The organism is Streptomyces sp. NPDC032940, assembly GCF_040636935.1.
Taxonomy (GTDB): domain Bacteria; phylum Actinomycetota; class Actinomycetes; order Streptomycetales; family Streptomycetaceae; genus Streptomyces.
In genome coordinates this window covers 140,808-160,585 of sequence record NZ_JBEZVJ010000003.1, presented here as the reverse complement: position 1 = coordinate 160,585, position 19,778 = coordinate 140,808, and the positions used below count along the sequence as shown (strand labels likewise).

The window sequence follows — 19,778 nt, the reverse complement described above, 5'->3', positions numbered from 1 at the left end:
CCGGTCACGGCTCGGGAAGGGTGAAGACCAGCAGCAGGACGAGGAGGGACGGCAGCAGCGAGGCGAACGCCAGCCACGCGCGCAGGGCCGCCCACCGGCGGGTCCACGGGATCACCCAGGCGGCGGTCCAGACGCCGAGGGAGAGGAAGCCGCCGAAGTACAGGGTCCCGTAGATCAGCTCCAGGGAGGTCATCAGCGCCCGCGAGCAGTCGTCCGGGCCGCAGCTGTCGGTCGCCATGACCGACAGCCCGCCGAGGAACATCGCCGCCGGGCCCAGGACGGTGAGCAGCGCGGTGGCGACGGCCGGGGCGACCCAGGCGTGACGGTGCCGGTCGGCCCGCTGCGGCAGGCAGGCCGGCGGCTGCGCCGTGAAGTGCGGTGTGGTGGTCATGCGGCCAGTGAAGCCGCGCGGCCGGTGCCCGCGCACCGGCGGACGTACTCAACCGCCGCGCGTCGCCGTACTCACACCGGCGGTGCGTGTACGGACGTCACCGGCGGTGCGTGTACGGACGTCACCGGCGGCGGACGCCGGCCTCCTCGCCGTACTCGCCGAGGACGACCACGTCGAAGGCGGCGCCCGCGAACACCCTGACGGCGCGCAGGGCGTCACCGAGCCGGTGCCGGTGGCTGCCGGCCACGGGCGTGGCACCGGCCGGGCGGCCCGGTGCCGGGGCTGGGGAGATGGTTGCTGCGCTCATGTCTCCATAGTGCGATTGCGGACATAAGGCTGTCATCGGTCTACGGACCGACCCCGCGCCGCCGCCCGCTACGACCGTGGAGGGAGCGCGTCCCCCAGTGCGCGAGGCGTGATCCCCTAGGGGTCGGGAAAACCGTTGGCCCGGCCCGCGCCGCTTCCCCTAGAATCTCCGCTCTTGCCCGCCTCCCTCCACGGAGTGCCGCCGTCCGGACGGAAACCGGTCGGCCACCGCGCCGCGCGCGCCCACCGAACCGCAGGTCATCCGGAGGCACCCCCTTGTCCACGCCCGTCCACGACGACCCCCTCTCCCACGAGCGCGCCCATCTCGTCGCGTCTCGTGCCGCCCTGCGGGCCATGCGCGAGGACGTCGAGTCCCTCGACATCAGCGACGTCACCGCGAACTGGGTCAACGCCGCGGTCCTGGAAGCCCAGATCGAGGACCGCATCAAGGCGCTCGCCGACCTCAGCGACACCCCGCTGTTCTTCGGCCGGCTCGACTACCTGCGCGCGCCCGGGGCGGAGCAGGCGGAGGGCGCGGAAGGGGAACGCTTCTACATCGGGCGCCGTCATGTGCACGACGCGGACGGCGACCCGATGGTGATCGACTGGCGGGCGCCGGTCTCGCAGCCCTTCTACCGGGCGTCGAAGAAGGACCCGCTGGACGTCGGGCTGCGCCGCCGCTTCGGGTACACCGGCGGGGACCTCACCGCGTACGAGGACGAGCACCTGTCCGACCCGGCCGAGGCCGCCACCACCAGCAAGCTGCTCCAGCAGGAGATCGAGCGGCCCCGCGTCGGCCCGATGCGCGACATCGTGGCGACCATCCAGCCCGAGCAGGACGAGATCGTGCGCGCCGGGCTCGCCGGGTCGGTCTGTGTGCAGGGCGGTCCCGGCACCGGCAAGACCGCCGTCGGCCTGCACCGGGTCGCCTACCTCCTGTACGCCCACCGCGAGCGGCTCGCCCGCACCGGCACCCTCGTGATCGGGCCGAACAAGTCCTTCCTGCACTACATCGAGCAGGTGCTGCCCGCGCTCGGCGAGCTGACGGTCCGCCAGGCCACCGTCGACGACCTGGTCGCGCACGTCGAGGTGCGCGGCGCGGACGACGCCGGCGCCGCGGTGATCAAGGGCGACGCGCGGATGGCCGAGGTGCTGCGCCGGGCGCTGTACGCGCACGTCACGCCGCCCACCGAGGGGATCGTGGTGGTGCGCGGCTCGCGCCGCTGGCGGGTGGCGGCGTTCGAACTGGAGGAGATCGTCGAGGAGCTGCTCGCCCGCGACATCCGTTACGGCGCCGCCCGCGAGGCCCTCCCGCAGCGCATCGCGCACGCCGTGCTGGTGCAGATGGAGCGGGCGGGCGAGGCGCCGGACGACCGGGTGCAGAACGCGGTGGCACGCAACGCCGCGGTGAAGGCGGCGGTGAAGACGGTCTGGCCGCAGGTCGACCCGGCGAAGCTGGTGCTGCGCCTGCTCACGGACGCGGACTTCCTCGCCGAGCACGCGGAGGGGGTGCTGAGCGCGGACGAGCAGAAGGCGATCCTCTGGGTGAAGCCGGCCCGCTCGGTGAAGTCCGCCCGGTGGTCGCCCGCCGACGCGGTGCTGATCGACGAGGCGACCGACCTGATCGAGCGCACCCACTCCCTCGGGCACGTGGTCCTCGACGAGGCGCAGGACCTGTCCCCCATGCAGTACCGGGCGGTGGGCCGGCGCTGCACCACCGGCTCGGCGACCGTCCTCGGCGACCTGGCGCAGGGCACCACGCCGTGGGCGACGCGGAGCTGGGAGGAGGCGCTGGGGCACCTGGGCAAGGGCGAGGCGGTGATCGAGGAGCTGACGGCCGGTTTCCGTGTGCCGACGGACGTCATCACGTACGCGTCGCGGCTGCTGCCGTCCATCGCGCCGGGCCTGACGCCGGTGGCGTCGATCCGTGAGAACCCGGGCTTCTTCGAGATCCGCACGGCCCCGGACGGCACGGCCGACGTGGTGGCGGCCTGCCGTGAGCTGCTGGACCGGGAGGGCTCGGTGGGCCTGATCGCCGCCGACGCGCGGGTGCCGGGGCTGGCGGACGCGCTCACCGCCGCCGGGATCGGCCACCTCGCCCCCGGCGAGGAGACGACCCACGCCGTCCGCCTCACCCTGGTCCCGGCCTCGCTGGCCAAGGGCCTGGAGTACGACTACGTGGTCCTGGACGAGCCGCAGGCCGTGGTCGACGGCGAGCCGGACGAGCGGACGGGCCTGCGCCGCCTGTACGTCTGCCTGACCCGAGCGGTCTCGGGGCTGATCGTCACGCACGGAGCCGGCCTGCCCGCACAGCTGTCCGCGGAGCCGACGCGGTGAGGGACGGCAGTGTGACGGACCCGCCGCCCAGGTGACCGCGCGGCCGGGTGCTCAGTCCCCGAGCACCCGCCGCCACTGGGCGACCGCGTCCGCCGACACCGGGCCCGACCAGCCGCCGGGCCGCGCGGCACCGCCGATGTGGAAGCCGTCGATGCCCGCGTCCAGCAGCCCCGGTACGTGCTCCAGCCGCAGACCGCCGCCGACCAGCAGCTGCTGCTCGTACCCCGGCTCGCCGCGCCTCCGCGCCTCCGTGAGCAGGACGTTCAGGCCTTCGTCCACGCCCCCGGCCGCCCCGGCGGTCAGATAGGTGTCCAGGCCGGGGAAGTCCGCGAGCTGCTTGCGCAGCGCGTCCCGGTTCGCGGCCCGGTCGATGGCGCGGTGGAACGTCCACCGGCATCCCCCGATCGCCCCGGCGACGCGCTCCACCGCCCGCAGGTCCACGTCGCCGTCCGCGTCGAGGAACCCGAGCACGAACTGGTCCGCCCCCGCCTCCCGCATCTCGCCCGCTACGGCGACCAGCCGGTCGACGTCTCCGGCGGCGAACCCGTCCGCGAGCCGCAGCATCACCCGCAGGTCGATGTCGACGGCGGCGCGGATCGCGGCGACGGTCCCGGCCGACGGGGTGAGTCCGTCGGCCGCCATGTCGGTGACCAGTTCGAGGCGATCCGCGCCTCCGGCCTGGGCGGCGACCGCGTCCTCGGCGTCGAGGGCGATCACCTCCAGGACTGCTCGCTTGCTCATGGGACCCCATTCGTCGGGCTTGGTCGGCTTCGGCGGACCGCTACAGGTCTAGTCCAATCCAAGACTACGCCCCGACAGCCTCCCGAGGGGTCCCTTCGCCCCGGACCCGCGGCCGCTCAGTCGCCGAAGATGTTCAGCTCCGCCGCCTCGACCCCGGCGAGCTCGTACCCGGCCCCGGCGTCCACCGGCCGCCCCGCGTACAGCCGCACCAGCGTCGCCGCGTCCCCGATGAACCGCCCCGGCGGCCGCTCACCGCTCGCCTCGCCCAGCTTGAGCGGCTCGTCCACGTCGTCGAGGTCGGCGTGCAGGGGCACGTGTCCGAGGTCCCGGGTGACCGAGGTCAGCAGCGTCAGTGCGTCCGGCAGCCCGCGCCCCGCGTACGCCCCCGGCTCGCCGAGGGCCACCCGCACATCACCGGCGTGCACCCACTCGCCCAGCGCGACCCGGTCCAGCACCCCGCCCGCGCGGCCGATCACGGGCCCGGCCTCGGTCATGCCGCGCTCCAGCTCGTCGACGATCCGGGCGTTGGTCCAGTCGGCGCGCTCGGCGATGTCGCGGTCGTTGGAGGGGGGCGAGAAGACGCCCTTCTCGAAGCGCCGCTCCACCACCCGCATCAGGGCGGACGAGCAGTGCGCCAGCACGTCCCGCACGGTCCAGCCCGGACACGCCGCCACCGGCAGCGCGAAGTCGCCGTCCGCCCGGGACCGCAGCAGCGGCACCAGCTCGTCCCGTTCGAGGGTGAGCAGCCGGCCCGGCAGCTCGGGGTCGCGTACGTCGTGCACATCGGCAGGAGTCGTCATGGGCTCCACGCTAGGCCCTGTCGTCGGGCCCCTCGCGGGAGAATGAGCGCATGGCCGATCTCGACGCCCTGCGCGCCCGCTTCGCCCGAGCCCTGAACGGAGCCCGGGGCCCCGGCGCCGGTCCCGACCCGGCGCCGTACGCCGGCAACCTGCTCGCCCGCTGGCAGGAGCCCCAGCGGCGCTACCACACGCTCGCCCATCTCACCTCGGTCCTCGACCGCGTCGACGAGCTGGAGCGGTACGCCGACGACGCCGACGTCGTCCGGCTGGCCGCCTGGTTCCACGACGCCGTGTACCTGCCCGAGCGGTCCGAGAACGAGGAGCGGTCGGCGCGGCTGGCCGAGCGTGCACTGCCCGAGGCCGGCGTGCCCGCGGACAAGGCCGCCGAGGTGGCCCGGCTGGTGCGGCTCACCGTCTCCCACGACCCCGCCGACGACGACCGCGACGGCCAGGTGCTGTGCGACGCCGACCTGTCCGTCCTCGCGTCGCCACCCTCGGCGTACGCCGCCTACACGGCCGCCGTCCGCGAGGAGTACCACTTCGTCCCGAACGACGCCTTCCGCGCGGGCCGCGCCGCGATCCTGCGTCAACTTCTCGGCCTGCCCCGGCTGTTCCGCACGCCGTACGGGATCCGGGAATGGGAGGCGACCGCCCGCCACAACCTCACCGGGGAGCTGGAAATGCTGTCGCCGGACGGCGGCCGGGCCCCGTAGCCTGCCCGGCATGCGGACCATGGGCGGGGACCAGGTGGAAGAGGCCGTGGCGGGCGCGGTGGCGCTGCTGCGGACGGCGACGGACCGGGACTGGGAGGGGGTGCGGGCCGGGCGGCTCGAGTGGAGCTGCCGGTACACGGCGGAGCACATCGCGAGCGACCTCATCGCGTATGCGGGGCAGCTCGCCGGACGCGCCACCCGGGCCTACGTCCCCTTCGAGATCACCCTCGACGACGGCACCGGCAACGAGGGCGTCCTCCAGGTGATCGAGACGACGGGCGCCTTGCTCGCCGCCACCGTCCGCACCACCCCGCGCGAGGTCCGCGCCTTCCACCCGTATCCGTTCCGCAGCGCGGACCGCGAGGGCTTCGCCGCGATGGGGATCACCGAGGTGCTGGTGCACACGCACGACATCGCCGAGGGCCTGGGCCTGGCGTACGAGCCGCCCGCCGGGCTCTGCGCGGAGGTGCTGAGCCGGATCTTCCCGCACGTCCAGCCCGGCGCCGACCACTGGCGCACGCTGCTGTGGGCCACCGGCCGCGGCGAGCTGCCCGGCCGCGCCCCGCTCGAGACGTGGCGCTGGCACAACAACCTCGTGATCCCCGCCGGCCGCCTCACCCTCCAGGGCGTCACCCCCGCTGCCGCCGCCGATCTCGCAGTGGGCGGCGACGGCGGCTTCGTCTGGGTCGACGGCGGGCCGTACCAGGGCACGCGGGACGCCGCCGGCATGCTGCTGAAGGCGTACGAGACGGGCGTGCACCGGCCGGAGTGGGGCGTGTTCACGCTCGTGCGCACCGAGGACGGGCGTGCGGTCGGCGGCATGGGCTTCCACGGCGCGCCCGACGAGGACGGCCGGGTGGAGATCGGCTACGACCTCGCCGAGCCGGCCCGCGGCCACGGGTACGCCACCGAGGCGCTGCGCGCCCTGTCCGCGTGGGCACTGGAGCGCGCGGAGGTGACGTCGGTGTTCGCGACGACCGAGCCCGGCAACCTGCCGTCCCAGGCCGTCATCGAGCGGGCCGGTTTCACCCGGGTCACGGGCGAGGACGACAAGCAGTTCGCCTACGAGCTGCGGGCCGCGCGTCCCTGACCGCCGCCCTTGCGCCGCCGCAGCCCCGCCCCGTGCAGCAGCCGCACCACCTCGCGGCTGCTGACCTCCAGGGCGCCGGCGGACACGGCGTCCGCGTACCGGTGGGCGGGCAGGTCGTAGTGGTCGCGTTCGAAGGCGCGGCGCGGCACGCCCAGGGCCTCGGCGAACGCGTGCAGTTCGGCGTAGGAGGCGTCGCTGACGAGGTGGGACCAGAGACGGCCGTGGCCCGGCCAGGTCGGCGGATCGATGTAGACGGTCACCGGGGCGTCCTCACGACGACGGCGTGCCGCCCAGGGCGGTGCCCAGGGAGCCGACCGCCGCGACCTTGACCCCGGCCTTGCCGCACACCCAGTGCGGATCGGGGCCGAGTTCCGGCTCGACGTCCAGCGCGTGCGGGTCGCCGGAGCCGCACACCGGGCACAGCGGCCAGCGGCCGTACCGCTCCAGCAGGGCGTCCTGGACGTCCTGCGCGACCAGCCCGGCCACGAACTCCACACCCTCGGGCCACTGCTCGACCCACCAGCGCCGCTGTACGACGGACTCCTCGACGAGCGACACGACGTCCGGCTCGGCCGCCCGGCCCGCCACCAGGTCGGCGAGCACGAGGGCGCGCGCGGCGTGCAGGGCCTGCTCCAGCGGGCTGATGGGGTCCATGCCCCCATTGTGCGCACTCTTGACCCGCGGGCCGAAACGAAAATATCTTTCATGAGTGACCGATGAAGTGAAGGAAACTTTCGCGAGTGCGTCCGCCGGCCGCCGCGCCGGCGGAGGCGGGAGCGCGCCGCCCGCGCCCGCCGCCCTCGCGGCCAAGGTGCGCACCCTGGCGCCGTCGATGACCCGCTCCATGCAGCGGGTCGCCGAGGCCGTCGCCGGCGACCCGGCGGGCTGCGCGGCCCTCACGGTCACCGGCCTCGCCGAGCTCACCGGCACCAGCGAGGCCACCGTCGTGCGCACCGCCCGCCTGCTCGGCTACCCCGGCTACCGCGATCTGCGCCTCGCCCTCGCCGGGCTCGCGGCGCAGCAGCAGTCGGGGCGCGCGCCCGCCATCACGACGGACATCGCGGTCGACGACCCGATCGGGGACGTCGTCGCCAAGCTGGCCTACGACGAGCAGCAGACCCTCGCCGACACCGCCGCCGGACTGGACACCGTCCAGCTCGGCGCGGCCGTCGCCGCACTCGCCGCCGCCCGCCGCACCGATGTGTACGGCATCGGCGCCTCCGGGCTGGTCGCCCAGGATCTCACCCAGAAACTGCTGCGCATAGGGCTGATAGCCCACGCCCCGAGCGACCCGCACCTCGCCGTCACCAACGCGGTGCAGCTGCGCGCCGGGGACGTGGCCCTCGCCATCACCCACTCCGGCTCGACCGGGGACGTCATCGAGCCGCTGCGGGCCGCCTTCGAACGCGGGGCGACGACCGTCGCGATCACCGGCCGCCCGGACAGCCCCGTCACGCAGTACGCCGACCATGTGCTGACCACGTCCACGGCCCGGGAGAGCGAGCTGCGGCCGGCGGCGATGTCGTCGCGGACCAGTCAGCTGCTGGTGGTGGACTGCCTGTTCGTGGGGGTGGCGCAGCGGACGTACGAAGCGGCGGCGCCGGCTCTGGCGGCGTCCTATGAGGCGTTGGCTCATCGGCATGGGCCGCGCGGTAGACCGTAGGGGTTGTCCGCCATGCGCGACTGCGGGTTCGTCGTGGCTTGTCGCGCCCACGCGGCGGAGCCGCATATCGACACAGCCCCGCGCCCCCAGGTATGTACAGGCATCGCACGTTGAAAAGGGCCGCATCCTTATGACCTCCACCCCCCATCACCCCGACCTCCGCTCCCAGTTGGAGGCGATGTCCACCGAGGCGTTCCGGCCCGAGCTGGCCGAGATCGACCGGATGTCCACCCTCGACATCGCGCGGACGATGAACGGCGAGGACGCCACGGTGGCGGCCGCCGTCGCCGCGCGGCTGCCCGAGATCGCCGCCGCCGTCGACGCCGTCGCCGCCCGGATGAGCCGCGGCGGCCGGCTGGTCTACGCCGGCGCGGGGACCGCCGGACGGCTCGGTGTGCTGGACGCCTCGGAGTGCCCGCCCACCTTCAACACGGAGCCGGGGCAGGTCGTCGGCCTGATCGCGGGCGGCCCTGAGGCCATGGTCACCTCCGTCGAGGGTGCCGAGGACTCCGCCGAGCTGGCCCGCGCGGACCTGGACGCCCTCGGCCTCACCGCCGACGACACGGTGGTCGGCGTGTCCGCCTCCGGCCGCACCCCGTACGCGGTCGGTGCCGTCGAACACGCCCGGGCGCTGGGCGCGCTGACCGTCGGCCTGGCCTGCAACGCGGGCAGCGCGCTGGCCGTCGCCGCCGAGCACGGCATCGAGGTCGTCACCGGGCCCGAGCTGATCACCGGCTCCACGCGGCTGAAGGCCGGCACGGCGCAGAAGCTGGTCCTCAACATGTTCTCGACGATCACGATGATCCGGCTCGGCAAGACCTACGGGAACCTGATGGTCGACGTGCGCGCCTCCAACGAGAAGCTGCGCGCCCGCTCCCGCCGTATCGTCGCGCTCGCCACCGGCGCCGGGGACGAGGAGATCGAGCGGGCCCTGGCCGCCACCGACGGCGAGGTCAAGCACGCCGTCCTGGCCCTGCTGGCCGACGTCGACGGCCCGACGGCCGCCCGGCTCCTGGAGGAGTCCGACGGTCATCTGCGCGCCGCGCTGGCTGCGGCGAAGGGCTGACGGCACGGGCGGGCGGGACCGGCGGTGCCGTGTGCGACCCTGAGGAGCATGAACCACGCCCAGCTGACCGCCCTGGGCCGCGCCCTGCGTCTCCTCGGTGAGCACGGCGAGGCCCTGACCGCCGACACGCCGGACGCCAAGGTGCACGAGATCCGCGCCGACGTGAAGCGCGCGCTGGACCTGCTGGAGGAGAGCGTCACCACGGCCGCCCCCAGCACCCGCTGCCCCGAGCATCCGAACGGCCCGGTCGACGAGGCCGCCCCCGACCTGTGCCTGCTGTGCGAGACCCGCCGCCGTGCCGCCCGCCGCGCCGAGTACGGCGGCGGCCCGGCCCCGGTCCGGACCGCCGAGCCGGCGCAGTCCCGCTACGGGGTGCGGGGCGACCGTCCGCAGCCCCAGCAGCGCTGGCTGCCGGAGCTGTGGAACGGCCAGGCGTGGCAGCTGTGCGGCACCCCGCGCCGGGACCGCCGCGAGGCCGAGCTGTACATCGCCGCCCAGTTGCGTGCCCCGCGCGCGGCCATGGCGTACCGGCTGGTGCACGAGTTCACGGACTACGAGGTGCTGCGCGTGTGGGGGACGCCGGTGCGGGTGGACATCGAGCCGATGGGCTGAGCCGGCGCGGGGAAGGAAGGGGACGTCAGCGGACGACGTCGAACACCATCTTCTGGACGCCGTTGGCGTACGCCTCGTGCTCGGTGAGCTTCAGCTTCTGCGCGTCCTTGTCCGTGTCGCTGAACAGGCGCTTGCCCGCGCCGAGGAGCAGCGGGAAGACCAGCAGGTGGTAGCGGTCGACGAGGCCGGCGTCCGCGAGGGCCCGGCCCAGGGTGGCGCTGCCGTGCACGATGACCGGGCCGCCCTCCGTCTCCTTGAGCGCGGCGACCTCGTCGACCGAGCGCAGGATCGTGGTCTCGCCCCAGTCGGTCACGAGGTCGTCGTCGGTGAGGGTGGTGGAGACGACGTACTTCGGCATCTCCCTGTAGTCGGCGAAGTCCTCCATGTCCGGCCAGACGGGGCTGAACGCCTCGTAGCTGACCCGGCCGAGGAGCATCGCGCCGGCCTCCTTCTGCTCCCGCCCCTTGATCTCGTACGCCTCGGGGAGGAACTCCACGTCCTTGAAGGTCCAGCCCGCGTTGCGGTAGCCGGACTCGCCGCCGGGCGCCTCCACGACCCCGTCGAGCGAGACGAAGGCGGTGCTGATCAGGGTGCGCATCTGGGTCTCCTGGGTGGCTCGTGGTTCCGGGCGGCTCGTGCCCCGCCGTCACATGGTGCGTTCACCCTCTCTGACCGCGGCGCCCGGGAAAACTCATCGGTCACCGCCGGCCCAGGACGCGCACCGCGGCCGCCCGTGCCGCGCCGCGCGTCCGCACGCCGGACCGGGGTTCAGCTGAGGGTCTTCAGCGCCGCAGCGTCGAACGGCGTCAGCTCGTCCAGGCGGCCGTCCAGGACCTTGCGGGCCCACTGCGGGTCGTGGAGCAGGGCGCGGCCGACGGCGACGAGGTCGAACTCGTCGCGCTCCAGGCGGTCCAGGAGGTCGTCGAGGCTGCCGAGCCCGGCGCCCTCGCCCTGGAAGGCCTTGACGAACTCACCGTCGAGGCCGACGGAGCCGACGGTGATGGCGGTCCTCCCGGTCAGCTTCCGGGTCCAGCCGGCGAGGTTGAGGTCGGAGCCCTCGAACTCGGGGACCCAGTAGCGGCGGGTGGAGGCGTGGAAGGCGTCGACGCCGGCCGAGGCCAGCGGCGTGAGGATCGCCTCCAGCTCCTCGGGGGTCTCGGCGAGGCGGGCGTCGTAGGCCTCCTGCTTCCACTGGGAGTAGCGGAAGATCACGGGGAACTCGGCCGAGACCCGCTCCCGCACGGCGGCCACGATCTCCGCGGCGAACTTCGTCCGGGCCACGGGGTCGCCGCCGTAGGCGTCGGTGCGGCGGTTGGTGCCGGCCCACAGGAACTGGTCGACGAGGTAGCCGTGGGCGCCGTGGATCTCCACGCCGTCGAAGCCGATGCGCTCGGCGGCGGCCGCGGCGTCGGCGAAGGCGCCGATGACGTCGTCCAGGTCGCGCTGGGTCATGGCCTTGCCGGTGACCTCGTCCTCGCCGATGCGCAGACCCGAGGGGCCGACGGCGGGGGCGTCGGGGAAGGGCTTGTCGCCCTGCTTGCGCACCATGCCGATGTGCCACAGCTGCGGCACGATCGTGCCGCCCGCCGCGTGCACGGAGTCGGCGACCTTCGCCCAGCCGGCCAGCTGCTCGTCACCGTGGAAACGCGGCACACGGTCGCTCTGCCCGGCGGAGTCGTGGCCGACGTACGTCCCCTCGGTGACGATCAGGCCGACCCCGGCGGCGGCGCGGCGCGCGTAGTACGAGACCACGTCCTCGCCGGGGATGCCGCCCGGGGAGAACATGCGGGTCATCGGCGCCATGGCGATGCGGTTCGGCACGGTCAGGCCGTTGATGACGGCCGGGCGGGCGAGGATCTGCGCGGCGCGCGAGGCGGCGTCGGAGGCGGTGACGGTCACGGGGGGTCTCCTCAGGAGGTACCGGTCAGTATGTGCATGCGCATGAATGCCTGCACCCCCTGCAACCGGCGCACCCGCCACCGCCATTCCGGCCGCCCGTCATCCGTGACCCGGGTCACACGGACCCGTGGGCAGGGGGCCGGAAAGCGCCCGAGGGCGGCACCCCCGGCCTCGGCCAGGAGTGCCGCCCTCGGCACGTGAAGGACGGTCGATCAACCGGAACCGGTCGATCAGAAGTCCATGTCACCGCCCGGCATGCCGCCCGGAGCGGCCGCGGCGGCCTTCTCCGGCTTGTCGGCGATGACGGCCTCGGTGGTGAGGAACAGCGCGGCGATGGAGGCGGCGTTCTGCAGCGCGGAACGGGTCACCTTCGCCGGGTCGATGATGCCCTCGGCGATCATGTCGACGTACTCGCCGGTCGCGGCGTTCAGGCCGTGGCCGACCTGGAGGTTGCGGACCTTCTCCACGACGACGCCGCCCTCGAGACCGCCGTTGACGGCGATCTGCTTCAGCGGGGCCTCCAGGGCGAGCTTCACAGCGTTGGCGCCGGTCGCCTCGTCACCCGACAGCTCCAGCTTCTCGAAGACCTGGGAGGCCTGGAGCAGGGCCACGCCACCACCGGCGACGATGCCCTCCTCGACGGCCGCCTTCGCGTTGCGGACGGCGTCCTCGATGCGGTGCTTGCGCTCCTTGAGCTCGACCTCGGTGGCGGCACCGGCCTTGATGACGGCCACGCCGCCGGCCAGCTTCGCCAGACGCTCCTGGAGCTTCTCGCGGTCGTAGTCCGAGTCGCTGTTCTCGATCTCGGCGCGGATCTGGTTGACCCGGCCCTGGACCTGCTCGGCGGAGCCGGCGCCGTCCACGATCGTGGTCTCGTCCTTGGTGATGACGACCTTGCGCGCCTTGCCCAGCAGGTCGAGGGAGGCGTTCTCGAGCTTGAGACCGACCTCCTCGGAGATGACCTCGCCGCCGGTGAGGATGGCGATGTCGCCGAGCATGGCCTTGCGGCGGTCGCCGAAGCCCGGGGCCTTGACGGCGACGGACTTGAAGGTGCCGCGGATCTTGTTGACGACCAGGGTCGACAGGGCCTCGCCCTCGACGTCCTCGGCGATGATCAGCAGCGGCTTGCCCGACTGCATGACCTTCTCCAGGAGCGGCAGCAGGTCCTTGACGTTGCCGATCTTGGAGTTGGCGATGAGGATGTACGGGTCGTCGAGCGACGCCTCCATCCGCTCCATGTCGGTGGCGAAGTACGCCGAGATGTAGCCCTTGTCGAAGCGCATACCCTCGGTGAGCTCCAGCTCCAGACCGAAGGTCTGGGACTCCTCGACGGTGATGACGCCTTCCTTGCCGACCTTGTCCATGGCCTCGGCGATGAGCTCGCCGATCTGGGTGTCGGCGGCGGAGATGGAGGCCGTGGAGGCGATCTGCTCCTTGGTCTCGACGTCCTTGGCCTGCTCGAGCAGGGCGGCGGAGACGGCCTCGACGGCCTTCTCGATACCGCGCTTCAGCGCCATCGGGTTGGCACCGGCGGCCACGTTGCGCAGACCCTCGCGCACCAGGGCCTGGGCGAGGACGGTCGCGGTGGTCGTACCGTCACCGGCGACGTCGTCCGTCTTCTTGGCGACTTCCTTGACCAGCTCGGCGCCGATCTTCTCGTACGGGTCCTCGAGCTCGATCTCCTTGGCGATGGAGACACCGTCGTTGGTGATCGTGGGCGCGCCCCACTTCTTCTCGAGGACGACGTTGCGGCCCTTGGGGCCGAGCGTCACCTTGACGGCGTCCGCGAGCTGGTTCATGCCGCGCTCGAGGCCGCGCCGCGCCTCCTCGTCGAACGCGATGATCTTGGCCATGTGAAGTGGTCCCTCCAGGACTGGGGGTGATTCCTTCGGACCGCGCCCGCGCCCGCGACGGACGGCTCGCCGGCCTCGTGGGTTCCTTCCCCACCCGGCCCGCGGGCCTCACCGACCCGGTCCTTCGTTGTCACTCTCACCTTCAGAGTGCTAACGCCAATGATTAGCACTCGGCCCTGTCGAGTGCAAGCGCCTCGGGACATCGACGCCCCGGCTCAGCCACCCGCGAACACCCGGGGGCCTACCGGGCCCGGACAGGCCGAAGGGCCCGTACCCGGCCGGGTACGGGCCCTTCGGAGAAGACCGTTGGCTTGCGGTGGCCGCACGTCTCAGGCGCTGAGGCGAACCATGTCGGCCTGCGGGCCCTTCTGACCCTGCGAGATCTCGAACTCGACCCGCTGGCCTTCTTCGAGGGTGCGGTAGCCGTCCATCTGAATCGCGCTGTAGTGGACGAAAACATCCGCACCACCGTCGACCGCGATGAAGCCGTACCCCTTCTCCGCGTTGAACCACTTGACGGTGCCCTGAGCCATGCCTAACTCCCCTATTACTGGCCCTTGCACAGATCCGCACTTCGCGGATCCGGGTCAGACCTCACCCCCCAATGGGTGGGGGCGTGCGCCGGAACGCGTCGACCGCGGCTGAATGTATCTGTCCAACTGCCGTCTGCAACAGGTCAATCGGACGAGAAATCTGGACGCAGCCGGTCCGGAATGTGGCGAGAATTCGCCTGAATTCGGGTCAAGTCGGGCTACACAAAGTCCACAAAAGCCGCGAAATACGCCCACAGTTTGGCTATTTCTTGTCGGGCGAGCGGGAGCGTGTTCCCCAACTCTACCGCGCTCAATCCAATGGAATCGCCCCCTCCGCTTCTATTGCGGAGGGGGCAATGCGCACTACCGGGAGTAGGAGGCTCCGGTCAGCCGCCCGCGACGGCCGGAATGATGGAGACGCCGGCGCCGTCCGGCGTCGCCGTCTGAAGGCCCTGCTCGAAGCGGACGTCGTCGTCGTTGACGTAGACGTTGACGAAGCGGCGGAGCTTGCCCTGGTCGTCCAGGACACGCGCGGCGATCCCGGTGTGGTTCTTCTCCAGGTCCGAGATGACCTCGGCGAGGGTCGCCCCCTCGGCGGCGACCTCGGCCTGCCCGCCGGTGTAGGTGCGCAGGATGGTCGGGATGCGAACGGTCACGCTCATGCGAGGCCAGCCTCTCGGAAGGAGTCCAGGTTGGGGCGGATCGTCGCGGTGAGGCCGGTGCCGGCCACCGCGTCGAGGGTCTTGAGGCCGTCGCCGGTGTTCAGCACGACGGTCGTGAGCGACGGGTCCAGGACGCCGTTCTCGATCAGCTTCTTCGTGACGCCCACCGTCACACCGCCCGCGGTCTCCGCGAAGATGCCCTCCGTGCGGGCGAGCAGCTTGATCGCGTCGACGACCTGTCCGTCGGTCACGTCCTCCACCGCGCCGCCGGTGCGGCGGGCGATGTCGAGGACGTAGGGGCCGTCGGCCGGGTTGCCGATGGCCAGCGACTTGGCGATGGTGTTCGGCTTCTGCGGGCGGACCACGTCGTGCCCGGCCTTGTACGCGGTGGACACCGGCGAGCAGCCCTCGGCCTGCGCGCCGAAGATCTTGTACGGCTTGTCCTCGACCAGGCCGAGCTTGATCAGCTCCTGCAGTCCCTTGTCGATCTTCGTCAGCTGGGAGCCGGACGCGATCGGCACGACGAGCTGGTCGGGCAGCTGCCAGCCGAGCTGCTCGCAGATCTCGTACGCGAGGGTCTTGGAGCCCTCGGCGTAGTACGGCCGCAGGTTGACGTTGACGAAGCCCCAGCCCTCGCCGGCCGGGTCGCCGATCAGCTCGGAGCAGAAGCGGTTCACGTCGTCGTAGTTGCCCTCGATGCCGACGAGTTCACCGCCGTAGACGGCGGCCATGACGACCTTGCCCTGCTCCAGGTCGTGCGGGATGAACACGCAGGAGCGGAAGCCGGCCCGCGCGGCGGCGGCGCCGACGGCACCGGCGAGGTTGCCGGTGGAGGAGCAGGACAGGGTGGTGAAGCCGAAGGCGCGGGCGGCCTCCAGGGCCTGGGCGACGACGCGGTCCTTGAAGGAGTGCGTCGGGTTGCCCGAGTCGTCCTTGACGTACAGACCGCCGGTGACGCCGAGTTCGCGGGCCAGGTTGTCGGCCTTGACCAGCTTGGTCCAGCCCGGGTTGATGTTCGGCTTGGTCGCGACGTCCGCCGGGACGGGCAGCAGGGGCGCGTAGCGCCAGATGTTCGCGGGGCCCGCTTCGATCCGCTTGCGCAGTTCCTCGGTGTCGTAGGCCGAGAAGTCGTAGGCGATCTCCAGCGGGCCGAAACACTCCTCGCAGGCGAAGACCGGACCGAGGGGCACGCGGTGGCCGCACTCGCGGCAGGAGAGGGCGGCGGCGGGGCCGAGGTCCACGGTGGAGGGGGAAGCGGTGGTGTCGGTTGCGACAGTCTGCACAGCCATGTGAGGCGAGGCCCTTTCTCCTCATCTTCCTCACGACGCATCTCGCCGTGAGACGGATTTGGCACCTTCCCTAGCCGGGAGCCTCGCGCTGCGATCGACGGTGACCGGCGATCTGCGAGAACCGACTGGAGGGTTGCCGGGGCTTCATCGGGCCGTATCCCTCTGCCCCTCTGGATGAGCGGTATGTGGTTGTTCTGCGGTGGTTCACACGGTGACCCCGGCATGCGCCGGTCATCCGCGTTGTTCAAGACTGTAACCGAAGGCCACGACAGTTGAGATAGTCGTCCGTACCGCGAGATGGATCACAAAGGAGCCCACCGACCGTGCTGGAAGAAGTCGAGCGCTGGCTTGGCGCACGCTCCTGGTCCGTGGCAGACCGCACGCTTCCGCAGATCATGGCCGCCAAGCGCGCCACGGGGCAGTCGGTCAGCGTCGTGCTGCCCGCGCTCGACGAGGAGGCCACCGTCGGCGACATCGTCACGGTGATCCGCCGTGAGCTGATGCACCGGGTGCCGCTCGTCGACGAGCTCGTGGTCGTGGACTCCGGCTCGACCGACGCCACGGCGGCGGTGGCCCGCGCGGCGGGGGCGCGCGTCGTGCACCGCGACGAGATACTCCCCCGCATCCCGGCCGTGCCCGGCAAGGGCGAGGTGCTGTGGCGCTCGCTGCTGGTCACCGGCGGCGACGTCGTCTGCTTCGTCGACGCCGACCTGCGCGAGTTCTCCGCGGACTTCGTCTCCGGCATCGTGGGCCCACTGCTCACCGACCCGGAGGTCCACCTCGTCAAGGCGATGTACGACCGCCCGCTCGACGCCGCCCCGGGCGAGGGCGGCCGGGTCACCGAGCTGATGGCCCGACCGCTGCTGAATCTGCACTGGCCCCGGCTGGCGGGCTTCGTCCAGCCGCTGGGCGGTGAGTACGCGGCCCGCCGCTCCCTGCTGGAACGGCTCCCCTTCCCCGTCGGTTACGGCGTCGAGCTGGGGATGCTGGTCGACTCCCTGCACCTGGTGGGCCTGGACGCGCTCGCCCAGGTCGACGTCGGGGTGCGCCGGCACCGGCACCAGGACGGCCGGGCGCTGGGCCGGATGTCCGCCGCGATCTACCGCACCGCCCAGCTCCGGCTGGCCCGCGGCCATCTGCTCCGGCCGGCCCTCACCCAGTTCGAGCGGGGCATCGACGGCTTCGAGCCCCGCACCTACGCCGTGGACACCGAGGAGCGCCCCCCGATGGCGGAGATCGCGGAGTACGCGTCCCGCCGGGTGGCCTGAGCGTCAGCCGGCGACACCGTCCGACCAGCGCCACCTGCCGCCGGAGTCCAGCGAACAGGTCAGGTACTCGCCGCCGCGGCCGTGGGTGCTCAGGCCGTGGTGCTTGTTCGCGCAGAACTGCCCGTCGGCGTAGCAGTTGCCCGCGGGACTCATCAGCTCGCAGGCGCCGCTCCCGGTGCCGCCGCTGCCGCCGGTGTCCCGGGTCTTCTCCGGCGCGGGCGGGGTGGGCGTCGGGGTGTGCAGCAGGCGCCCGGCGCAGTCACGGCCGTCGCGCGGGACGGTGAAGGTCACGTCGCCGGGTCCGCCGGTCTGTTCGCAGACCTTCTCGCCCGCGCCCCAGGAGGCGGCGGTGCGGCCGGTGCCCTGGAGCCGGACGACGTAGCGGACCCCCGCCTTCTCCGCCGCCGCGACGGCCGGCCCGATCGTGCCGCCGCTGAGGTCGGGCAGCGTGGCCGGGGTGGGGGTCGGCGTGGGCGCCGGGGTCTCGGTGGAGGGGGCCGCCTCGGGGGTCGGGCTGTCGCCCGGTGTGGCGGTGGCCGTCACGGCCGTGGGCCGCTCGTCCGCCGTCGCGGCGGCGTCGCCGTCGCCGCAGCCGGCCAGGACCAGCGCGGATGCGGCCATCAGTGCCGCGGTCGCGGCGAACCCCCGTATGCGCGCCTGTCGCCAGTACATGGGCACGGAACGCCCACCCCCCAGATGGTTGAAATGTACACTGCACATACTCAACCCGTTCACATCTTCCACACAAGTGACGTGACCGAATCGCCGCCGAGGGGACGTCAGGACACGTTTGAGGTTTTCGGGGCCGGGCTAGGTTGAGGCGTATGGCTTCAAGCTTCGGTGCTGCTCAGGTGCTGGTCGCCTCCAATCGGGGGCCCGTCTCGTACGAGGTGCGGGAGGACGGTTCGCTGCATGCCAAACGGGGCGGCGGCGGACTGGTCTCCGGACTGTCGGCCATCGGGCCGGACGCGGACGCGCTGTGGGTCTGCTCCGCGCTCGGCGACGGCGACCGCGAGGCGGTGCGGCGCGGGATCGGCGAGGACGGCGTGCGCATGCTGGACGTCCCGGCCGACGTGCACGCGGACGCGTACAACGGGATCGCCAACTCGGTGCTGTGGTTCGTGCACCACATGCTGTACCAGACGCCCCTGGAGCCCGTCTTCGACGCGGAGTTCCGGCGCCGGTGGGCGTCCTACGAGGCCTACAACCGGGCCTTCGCCGAGGCGCTGGCCGAGGAGGCCGCCGAGGGCGCGGTCGCCATCGTGCAGGACTACCACCTGGTGCTGGTCCCGGGGATGCTGCGGGAGCTGCGCCCGGACCTGCGCATCGGCCACTTCTCGCACACGCCGTGGGCGCCGGTCGACTACTTCCGGATGCTGCCGGACGACATCGCCGAGCAGGTGCTGCGCGGCATGCTCGGCGCCGACCGGCTCGGGTTCCTCACCCGGCGCTGGGCCGACGCGTTCACCGCCTGCTGCGAGGCGCTGGTGGGCGGGCTCGGCGGCACGGAGATCGGCGTGCACGGGCTCGGCGCGGACGCGGACTTCCTGCGGAAGCGGTCGCACGAGGCCGACGTGGACGAGCGGATGGCGGCGCTGCGTCAGGAGATCGGCGAGGGGCGCCGGACCATCGTCCGGGTGGACCGCACCGAGCTGTCCAAGAACATCGTGCGGGGCCTGCTGGCGTACCGGCGTCTGCTCGCCGACCGGCCCGAGTGGCGGGAGCGGGTCGTGCACGTCGCGTTCGCCTACCCGTCGCGCCAGGACCTCGCCGTCTACCGGGACTACACGGCCGAGGTGCAGCGGGTCGCCGAGGAGATCAACGCCGAGTTCGGGACGGCCGCGTGGACGCCGGTCGTGCTGCACGTGAAGGACGACTTCGCGCGCTCGCTGGCCGCGTACCGTTTGGCGGACGTGGCGCTGGTCAACCCCATCCGGGACGGGATGAACCTGGTCGCGAAGGAGGTGCCGGTCGTCTCCGACGAGGGGTGCGTGCTGGTGCTGTCGCGGGAGGCCGGCGCGTACGAGGAGCTGGGCGAGGACGCCCTGGTGGTCAACCCGTACGACGTCTCCGGCACGGCGGACGCCCTGCACGAGGCGTTGTCCGTGCCGGCGGGCGAACGGGCCGAGCGGTCGAAGCGGCTGTCCGCCGCCGCCACCGCGTTGCCGCCGGCCCGGTGGTTCCTGGATCAGCTGGCGGCACTGCGGGGCTGACGCGACGGGCGGGTCACTGCTTCTGGACCGGCGGGCAGTAACCGGTCTTGTCGCCGATGGAGTTGATCTCGGCGTTGGACCGCGGGTCACCCGCGTAGTCCACCTGGTCCGTGCACTTCTTGCCGTCCTGCACGGGGGTGCCGGACGGGGCCGTGCCGCCCGCCTGCGGCTCGGGGCAGGCGCCGGTCCGGTCGCCGATCGAGTTGATCTCCGCGTTGGACCGCGGGTCACCCGCGTAGTCCACCCGGTCCGTGCACTTCTTGCCGTCCTGCACGGGGGTGCCGGACGGGGCCGTGCCGCCCGCCTGCGGCTCGGGGCAGGCGCCGGTCCGGTCGCCGATCG

General features: G+C 72.6%; 21 protein-coding genes, 1 pseudogene and 1 riboswitch. Of the genes and pseudogenes, 8 read left to right on the top strand and 14 right to left on the bottom strand.

What is annotated here, in order from left to right:
• Positions 1-4: 4 nt before the first annotated feature.
• Together AB0E77_RS05730 and AB0E77_RS05725 are read right to left on the bottom strand one after the other, a co-directional pair.
• Positions 5-391, bottom strand: a complete 387-nt coding sequence (locus AB0E77_RS05730; RefSeq protein WP_361566014.1) for a hypothetical protein — start codon at positions 389-391, stop codon at positions 5-7.
• A 121-nt stretch (positions 392-512) separates the two neighbouring features.
• Positions 513-698 (bottom strand): hypothetical protein, encoded by a 186-nt coding sequence (locus tag AB0E77_RS05725; RefSeq protein WP_361566011.1) that lies wholly within the window; start codon positions 696-698, stop codon positions 513-515.
• A gap of 275 nt (positions 699-973) precedes the next feature.
• On the opposite strand from AB0E77_RS05725, the gene AB0E77_RS05720 reads away from it, so the two are divergent.
• On the top strand, positions 974-3,034 hold the full coding sequence (locus AB0E77_RS05720) for an AAA family ATPase (RefSeq protein WP_361566009.1): 2,061 nt from the start codon (positions 974-976) through the stop codon (positions 3,032-3,034).
• 51 nt (positions 3,035-3,085) lie between these two features.
• On the opposite strand, the gene AB0E77_RS05715 is transcribed toward AB0E77_RS05720, so the two are convergent.
• The gene (locus AB0E77_RS05715) at positions 3,086-3,775 is read right to left on the bottom strand and encodes a copper homeostasis protein CutC (RefSeq protein ID WP_361566006.1); all 690 of its coding nucleotides are present in this window, start codon (positions 3,773-3,775) and stop codon (positions 3,086-3,088) included.
• Positions 3,776-3,891: 116 nt separating this feature from the next.
• Positions 3,892-4,575 carry a maleylpyruvate isomerase family mycothiol-dependent enzyme gene (locus tag AB0E77_RS05710; RefSeq protein ID WP_361566004.1) on the bottom strand — a complete coding sequence of 228 codons (684 nt, stop codon included), beginning with the start codon at positions 4,573-4,575 and terminating at the stop codon, positions 3,892-3,894.
• A gap of 50 nt (positions 4,576-4,625) precedes the next feature.
• On the opposite strand from AB0E77_RS05710, the gene AB0E77_RS05705 reads away from it, so the two are divergent.
• Both AB0E77_RS05705 and AB0E77_RS05700 read left to right on the top strand, forming a co-directional pair.
• The gene (locus tag AB0E77_RS05705) at positions 4,626-5,288 is read left to right on the top strand and encodes a hypothetical protein (RefSeq protein WP_361566001.1); all 663 of its coding nucleotides are present in this window, start codon (positions 4,626-4,628) and stop codon (positions 5,286-5,288) included.
• A 10-nt stretch (positions 5,289-5,298) separates the two neighbouring features.
• Positions 5,299-6,378, top strand: a complete 1,080-nt coding sequence (locus AB0E77_RS05700) for a GNAT family N-acetyltransferase (protein ID WP_361565999.1) — start codon at positions 5,299-5,301, stop codon at positions 6,376-6,378.
• Here AB0E77_RS05700 and AB0E77_RS05695 read toward each other — a convergent pair.
• Together AB0E77_RS05695 and AB0E77_RS05690 are read right to left on the bottom strand one after the other, a co-directional pair.
• A complete protein-coding gene (locus tag AB0E77_RS05695) occupies positions 6,351-6,638 on the bottom strand; it encodes a DUF4031 domain-containing protein (RefSeq protein WP_361565997.1) in 288 nt (95 codons plus the stop codon). The two genes, AB0E77_RS05700 and AB0E77_RS05695, sit on opposite strands and share 28 nt — an antisense overlap.
• A gap of 10 nt (positions 6,639-6,648) precedes the next feature.
• Positions 6,649-7,032 (bottom strand): hypothetical protein, encoded by a 384-nt coding sequence (locus AB0E77_RS05690; protein WP_361565994.1) that lies wholly within the window; start codon positions 7,030-7,032, stop codon positions 6,649-6,651.
• Positions 7,033-7,087: 55 nt separating this feature from the next.
• Here AB0E77_RS05690 and AB0E77_RS05685 point away from each other — a divergent pair, with 55 nt between their 5' ends.
• The 3 genes from AB0E77_RS05685 (at position 7,088) to AB0E77_RS05675 (ending at position 9,719) form a co-directional block, all read left to right on the top strand.
• A complete protein-coding gene (locus AB0E77_RS05685) occupies positions 7,088-8,041 on the top strand; it encodes a MurR/RpiR family transcriptional regulator (RefSeq protein ID WP_361565991.1) in 954 nt (317 codons plus the stop codon).
• Positions 8,042-8,171: 130 nt separating this feature from the next.
• A complete protein-coding gene (murQ, locus tag AB0E77_RS05680) occupies positions 8,172-9,107 on the top strand; it encodes an N-acetylmuramic acid 6-phosphate etherase (RefSeq protein ID WP_361565988.1) in 936 nt (311 codons plus the stop codon).
• Between the two features lie 48 nt (positions 9,108-9,155).
• A complete protein-coding gene (locus tag AB0E77_RS05675) occupies positions 9,156-9,719 on the top strand; it encodes a hypothetical protein (protein WP_361565986.1) in 564 nt (187 codons plus the stop codon).
• A gap of 25 nt (positions 9,720-9,744) precedes the next feature.
• Here AB0E77_RS05675 and AB0E77_RS05670 read toward each other — a convergent pair whose 3' ends face one another.
• From AB0E77_RS05670 to thrC, 6 genes are all read right to left on the bottom strand, one after another.
• Positions 9,745-10,317 carry a dihydrofolate reductase family protein gene (locus AB0E77_RS05670; protein WP_361565984.1) on the bottom strand — a complete coding sequence of 191 codons (573 nt, stop codon included), beginning with the start codon at positions 10,315-10,317 and terminating at the stop codon, positions 9,745-9,747.
• A 170-nt stretch (positions 10,318-10,487) separates the two neighbouring features.
• Positions 10,488-11,618: an NADH:flavin oxidoreductase gene (locus tag AB0E77_RS05665; RefSeq protein ID WP_361565981.1), complete on the bottom strand. Its 1,131-nt coding sequence runs from the start codon at positions 11,616-11,618 to the stop codon at positions 10,488-10,490.
• Between the two features lie 230 nt (positions 11,619-11,848).
• Entirely contained in the window at positions 11,849-13,471 is a 1,623-nt protein-coding gene (gene groL / locus AB0E77_RS05660) for a chaperonin GroEL (RefSeq protein WP_361565978.1), read from the bottom strand.
• 329 nt (positions 13,472-13,800) lie between these two features.
• Positions 13,801-14,004 (bottom strand): cold-shock protein, encoded by a 204-nt coding sequence (locus AB0E77_RS05655; protein ID WP_004929928.1) that lies wholly within the window; start codon positions 14,002-14,004, stop codon positions 13,801-13,803.
• A 386-nt stretch (positions 14,005-14,390) separates the two neighbouring features.
• Positions 14,391-14,666, bottom strand: a complete 276-nt coding sequence (locus tag AB0E77_RS05650; protein WP_361565975.1) for a MoaD/ThiS family protein — start codon at positions 14,664-14,666, stop codon at positions 14,391-14,393.
• Entirely contained in the window at positions 14,663-15,955 is a 1,293-nt protein-coding gene (gene thrC, locus AB0E77_RS05645) for a threonine synthase (RefSeq protein ID WP_361565972.1), read from the bottom strand. The genes AB0E77_RS05650 and thrC overlap by 4 nt, the downstream gene beginning before the upstream one ends.
• 18 nt (positions 15,956-15,973) lie before the next feature.
• Positions 15,974-16,136, bottom strand: a riboswitch (SAM riboswitch).
• Positions 16,137-16,278: 142 nt separating this feature from the next.
• Between thrC and AB0E77_RS05640 the strand changes: the two genes are divergently transcribed.
• Positions 16,279-17,223, top strand: coding sequence for a glucosyl-3-phosphoglycerate synthase (locus tag AB0E77_RS05640; RefSeq protein WP_361565969.1), 945 nt, complete (start codon positions 16,279-16,281; stop codon positions 17,221-17,223).
• 3 nt (positions 17,224-17,226) lie between these two features.
• Here AB0E77_RS05640 and AB0E77_RS05635 read toward each other — a convergent pair whose 3' ends face one another.
• Positions 17,227-17,895, bottom strand: coding sequence for a hypothetical protein (locus AB0E77_RS05635; protein WP_361565966.1), 669 nt, complete (start codon positions 17,893-17,895; stop codon positions 17,227-17,229).
• A 152-nt stretch (positions 17,896-18,047) separates the two neighbouring features.
• On the opposite strand from AB0E77_RS05635, the gene AB0E77_RS05630 reads away from it, so the two are divergent.
• Positions 18,048-19,436 (top strand): trehalose-6-phosphate synthase, encoded by a 1,389-nt coding sequence (locus AB0E77_RS05630; protein ID WP_361565963.1) that lies wholly within the window; start codon positions 18,048-18,050, stop codon positions 19,434-19,436.
• A 13-nt stretch (positions 19,437-19,449) separates the two neighbouring features.
• On the opposite strand, the pseudogene AB0E77_RS05625 reads toward AB0E77_RS05630, so the two are convergent.
• Positions 19,450-19,778: pseudogene (locus AB0E77_RS05625) on the bottom strand (hypothetical protein); the annotation flags it as partial.

Bases quoted from the DNA above. Each gene is read 5' to 3' on its own strand.
- AB0E77_RS05730 (WP_361566014.1), bottom strand. From the start codon at position 391: ATGACCACCACACCGCACTTCACGGCGCAGCCGCCGGCCTGCCTGCCG.
- AB0E77_RS05725 (WP_361566011.1), bottom strand. From the start codon at position 698: ATGAGCGCAGCAACCATCTCCCCAGCCCCGGCACCGGGCCGCCCGGCC.
- AB0E77_RS05715 (WP_361566006.1), bottom strand. From the start codon at position 3,775: ATGAGCAAGCGAGCAGTCCTGGAGGTGATCGCCCTCGACGCCGAGGAC.
- AB0E77_RS05710 (WP_361566004.1), bottom strand. From the start codon at position 4,575: ATGACGACTCCTGCCGATGTGCACGACGTACGCGACCCCGAGCTGCCG.
- AB0E77_RS05705 (WP_361566001.1), top strand. From the start codon at position 4,626: ATGGCCGATCTCGACGCCCTGCGCGCCCGCTTCGCCCGAGCCCTGAAC.
- AB0E77_RS05700 (WP_361565999.1), top strand. From the start codon at position 5,299: ATGCGGACCATGGGCGGGGACCAGGTGGAAGAGGCCGTGGCGGGCGCG.
- AB0E77_RS05690 (WP_361565994.1), bottom strand. From the start codon at position 7,032: ATGGACCCCATCAGCCCGCTGGAGCAGGCCCTGCACGCCGCGCGCGCC.
- murQ (WP_361565988.1), top strand. From the start codon at position 8,172: ATGACCTCCACCCCCCATCACCCCGACCTCCGCTCCCAGTTGGAGGCG.
- AB0E77_RS05675 (WP_361565986.1), top strand. From the start codon at position 9,156: ATGAACCACGCCCAGCTGACCGCCCTGGGCCGCGCCCTGCGTCTCCTC.
- AB0E77_RS05670 (WP_361565984.1), bottom strand. From the start codon at position 10,317: ATGCGCACCCTGATCAGCACCGCCTTCGTCTCGCTCGACGGGGTCGTG.
- groL (WP_361565978.1), bottom strand. From the start codon at position 13,471: ATGGCCAAGATCATCGCGTTCGACGAGGAGGCGCGGCGCGGCCTCGAG.
- AB0E77_RS05655 (WP_004929928.1), bottom strand. From the start codon at position 14,004: ATGGCTCAGGGCACCGTCAAGTGGTTCAACGCGGAGAAGGGGTACGGC.
- AB0E77_RS05650 (WP_361565975.1), bottom strand. From the start codon at position 14,666: ATGAGCGTGACCGTTCGCATCCCGACCATCCTGCGCACCTACACCGGC.
- thrC (WP_361565972.1), bottom strand. From the start codon at position 15,955: ATGGCTGTGCAGACTGTCGCAACCGACACCACCGCTTCCCCCTCCACC.
- AB0E77_RS05635 (WP_361565966.1), bottom strand. From the start codon at position 17,895: ATGTACTGGCGACAGGCGCGCATACGGGGGTTCGCCGCGACCGCGGCA.
- AB0E77_RS05630 (WP_361565963.1), top strand. From the start codon at position 18,048: ATGGCTTCAAGCTTCGGTGCTGCTCAGGTGCTGGTCGCCTCCAATCGG.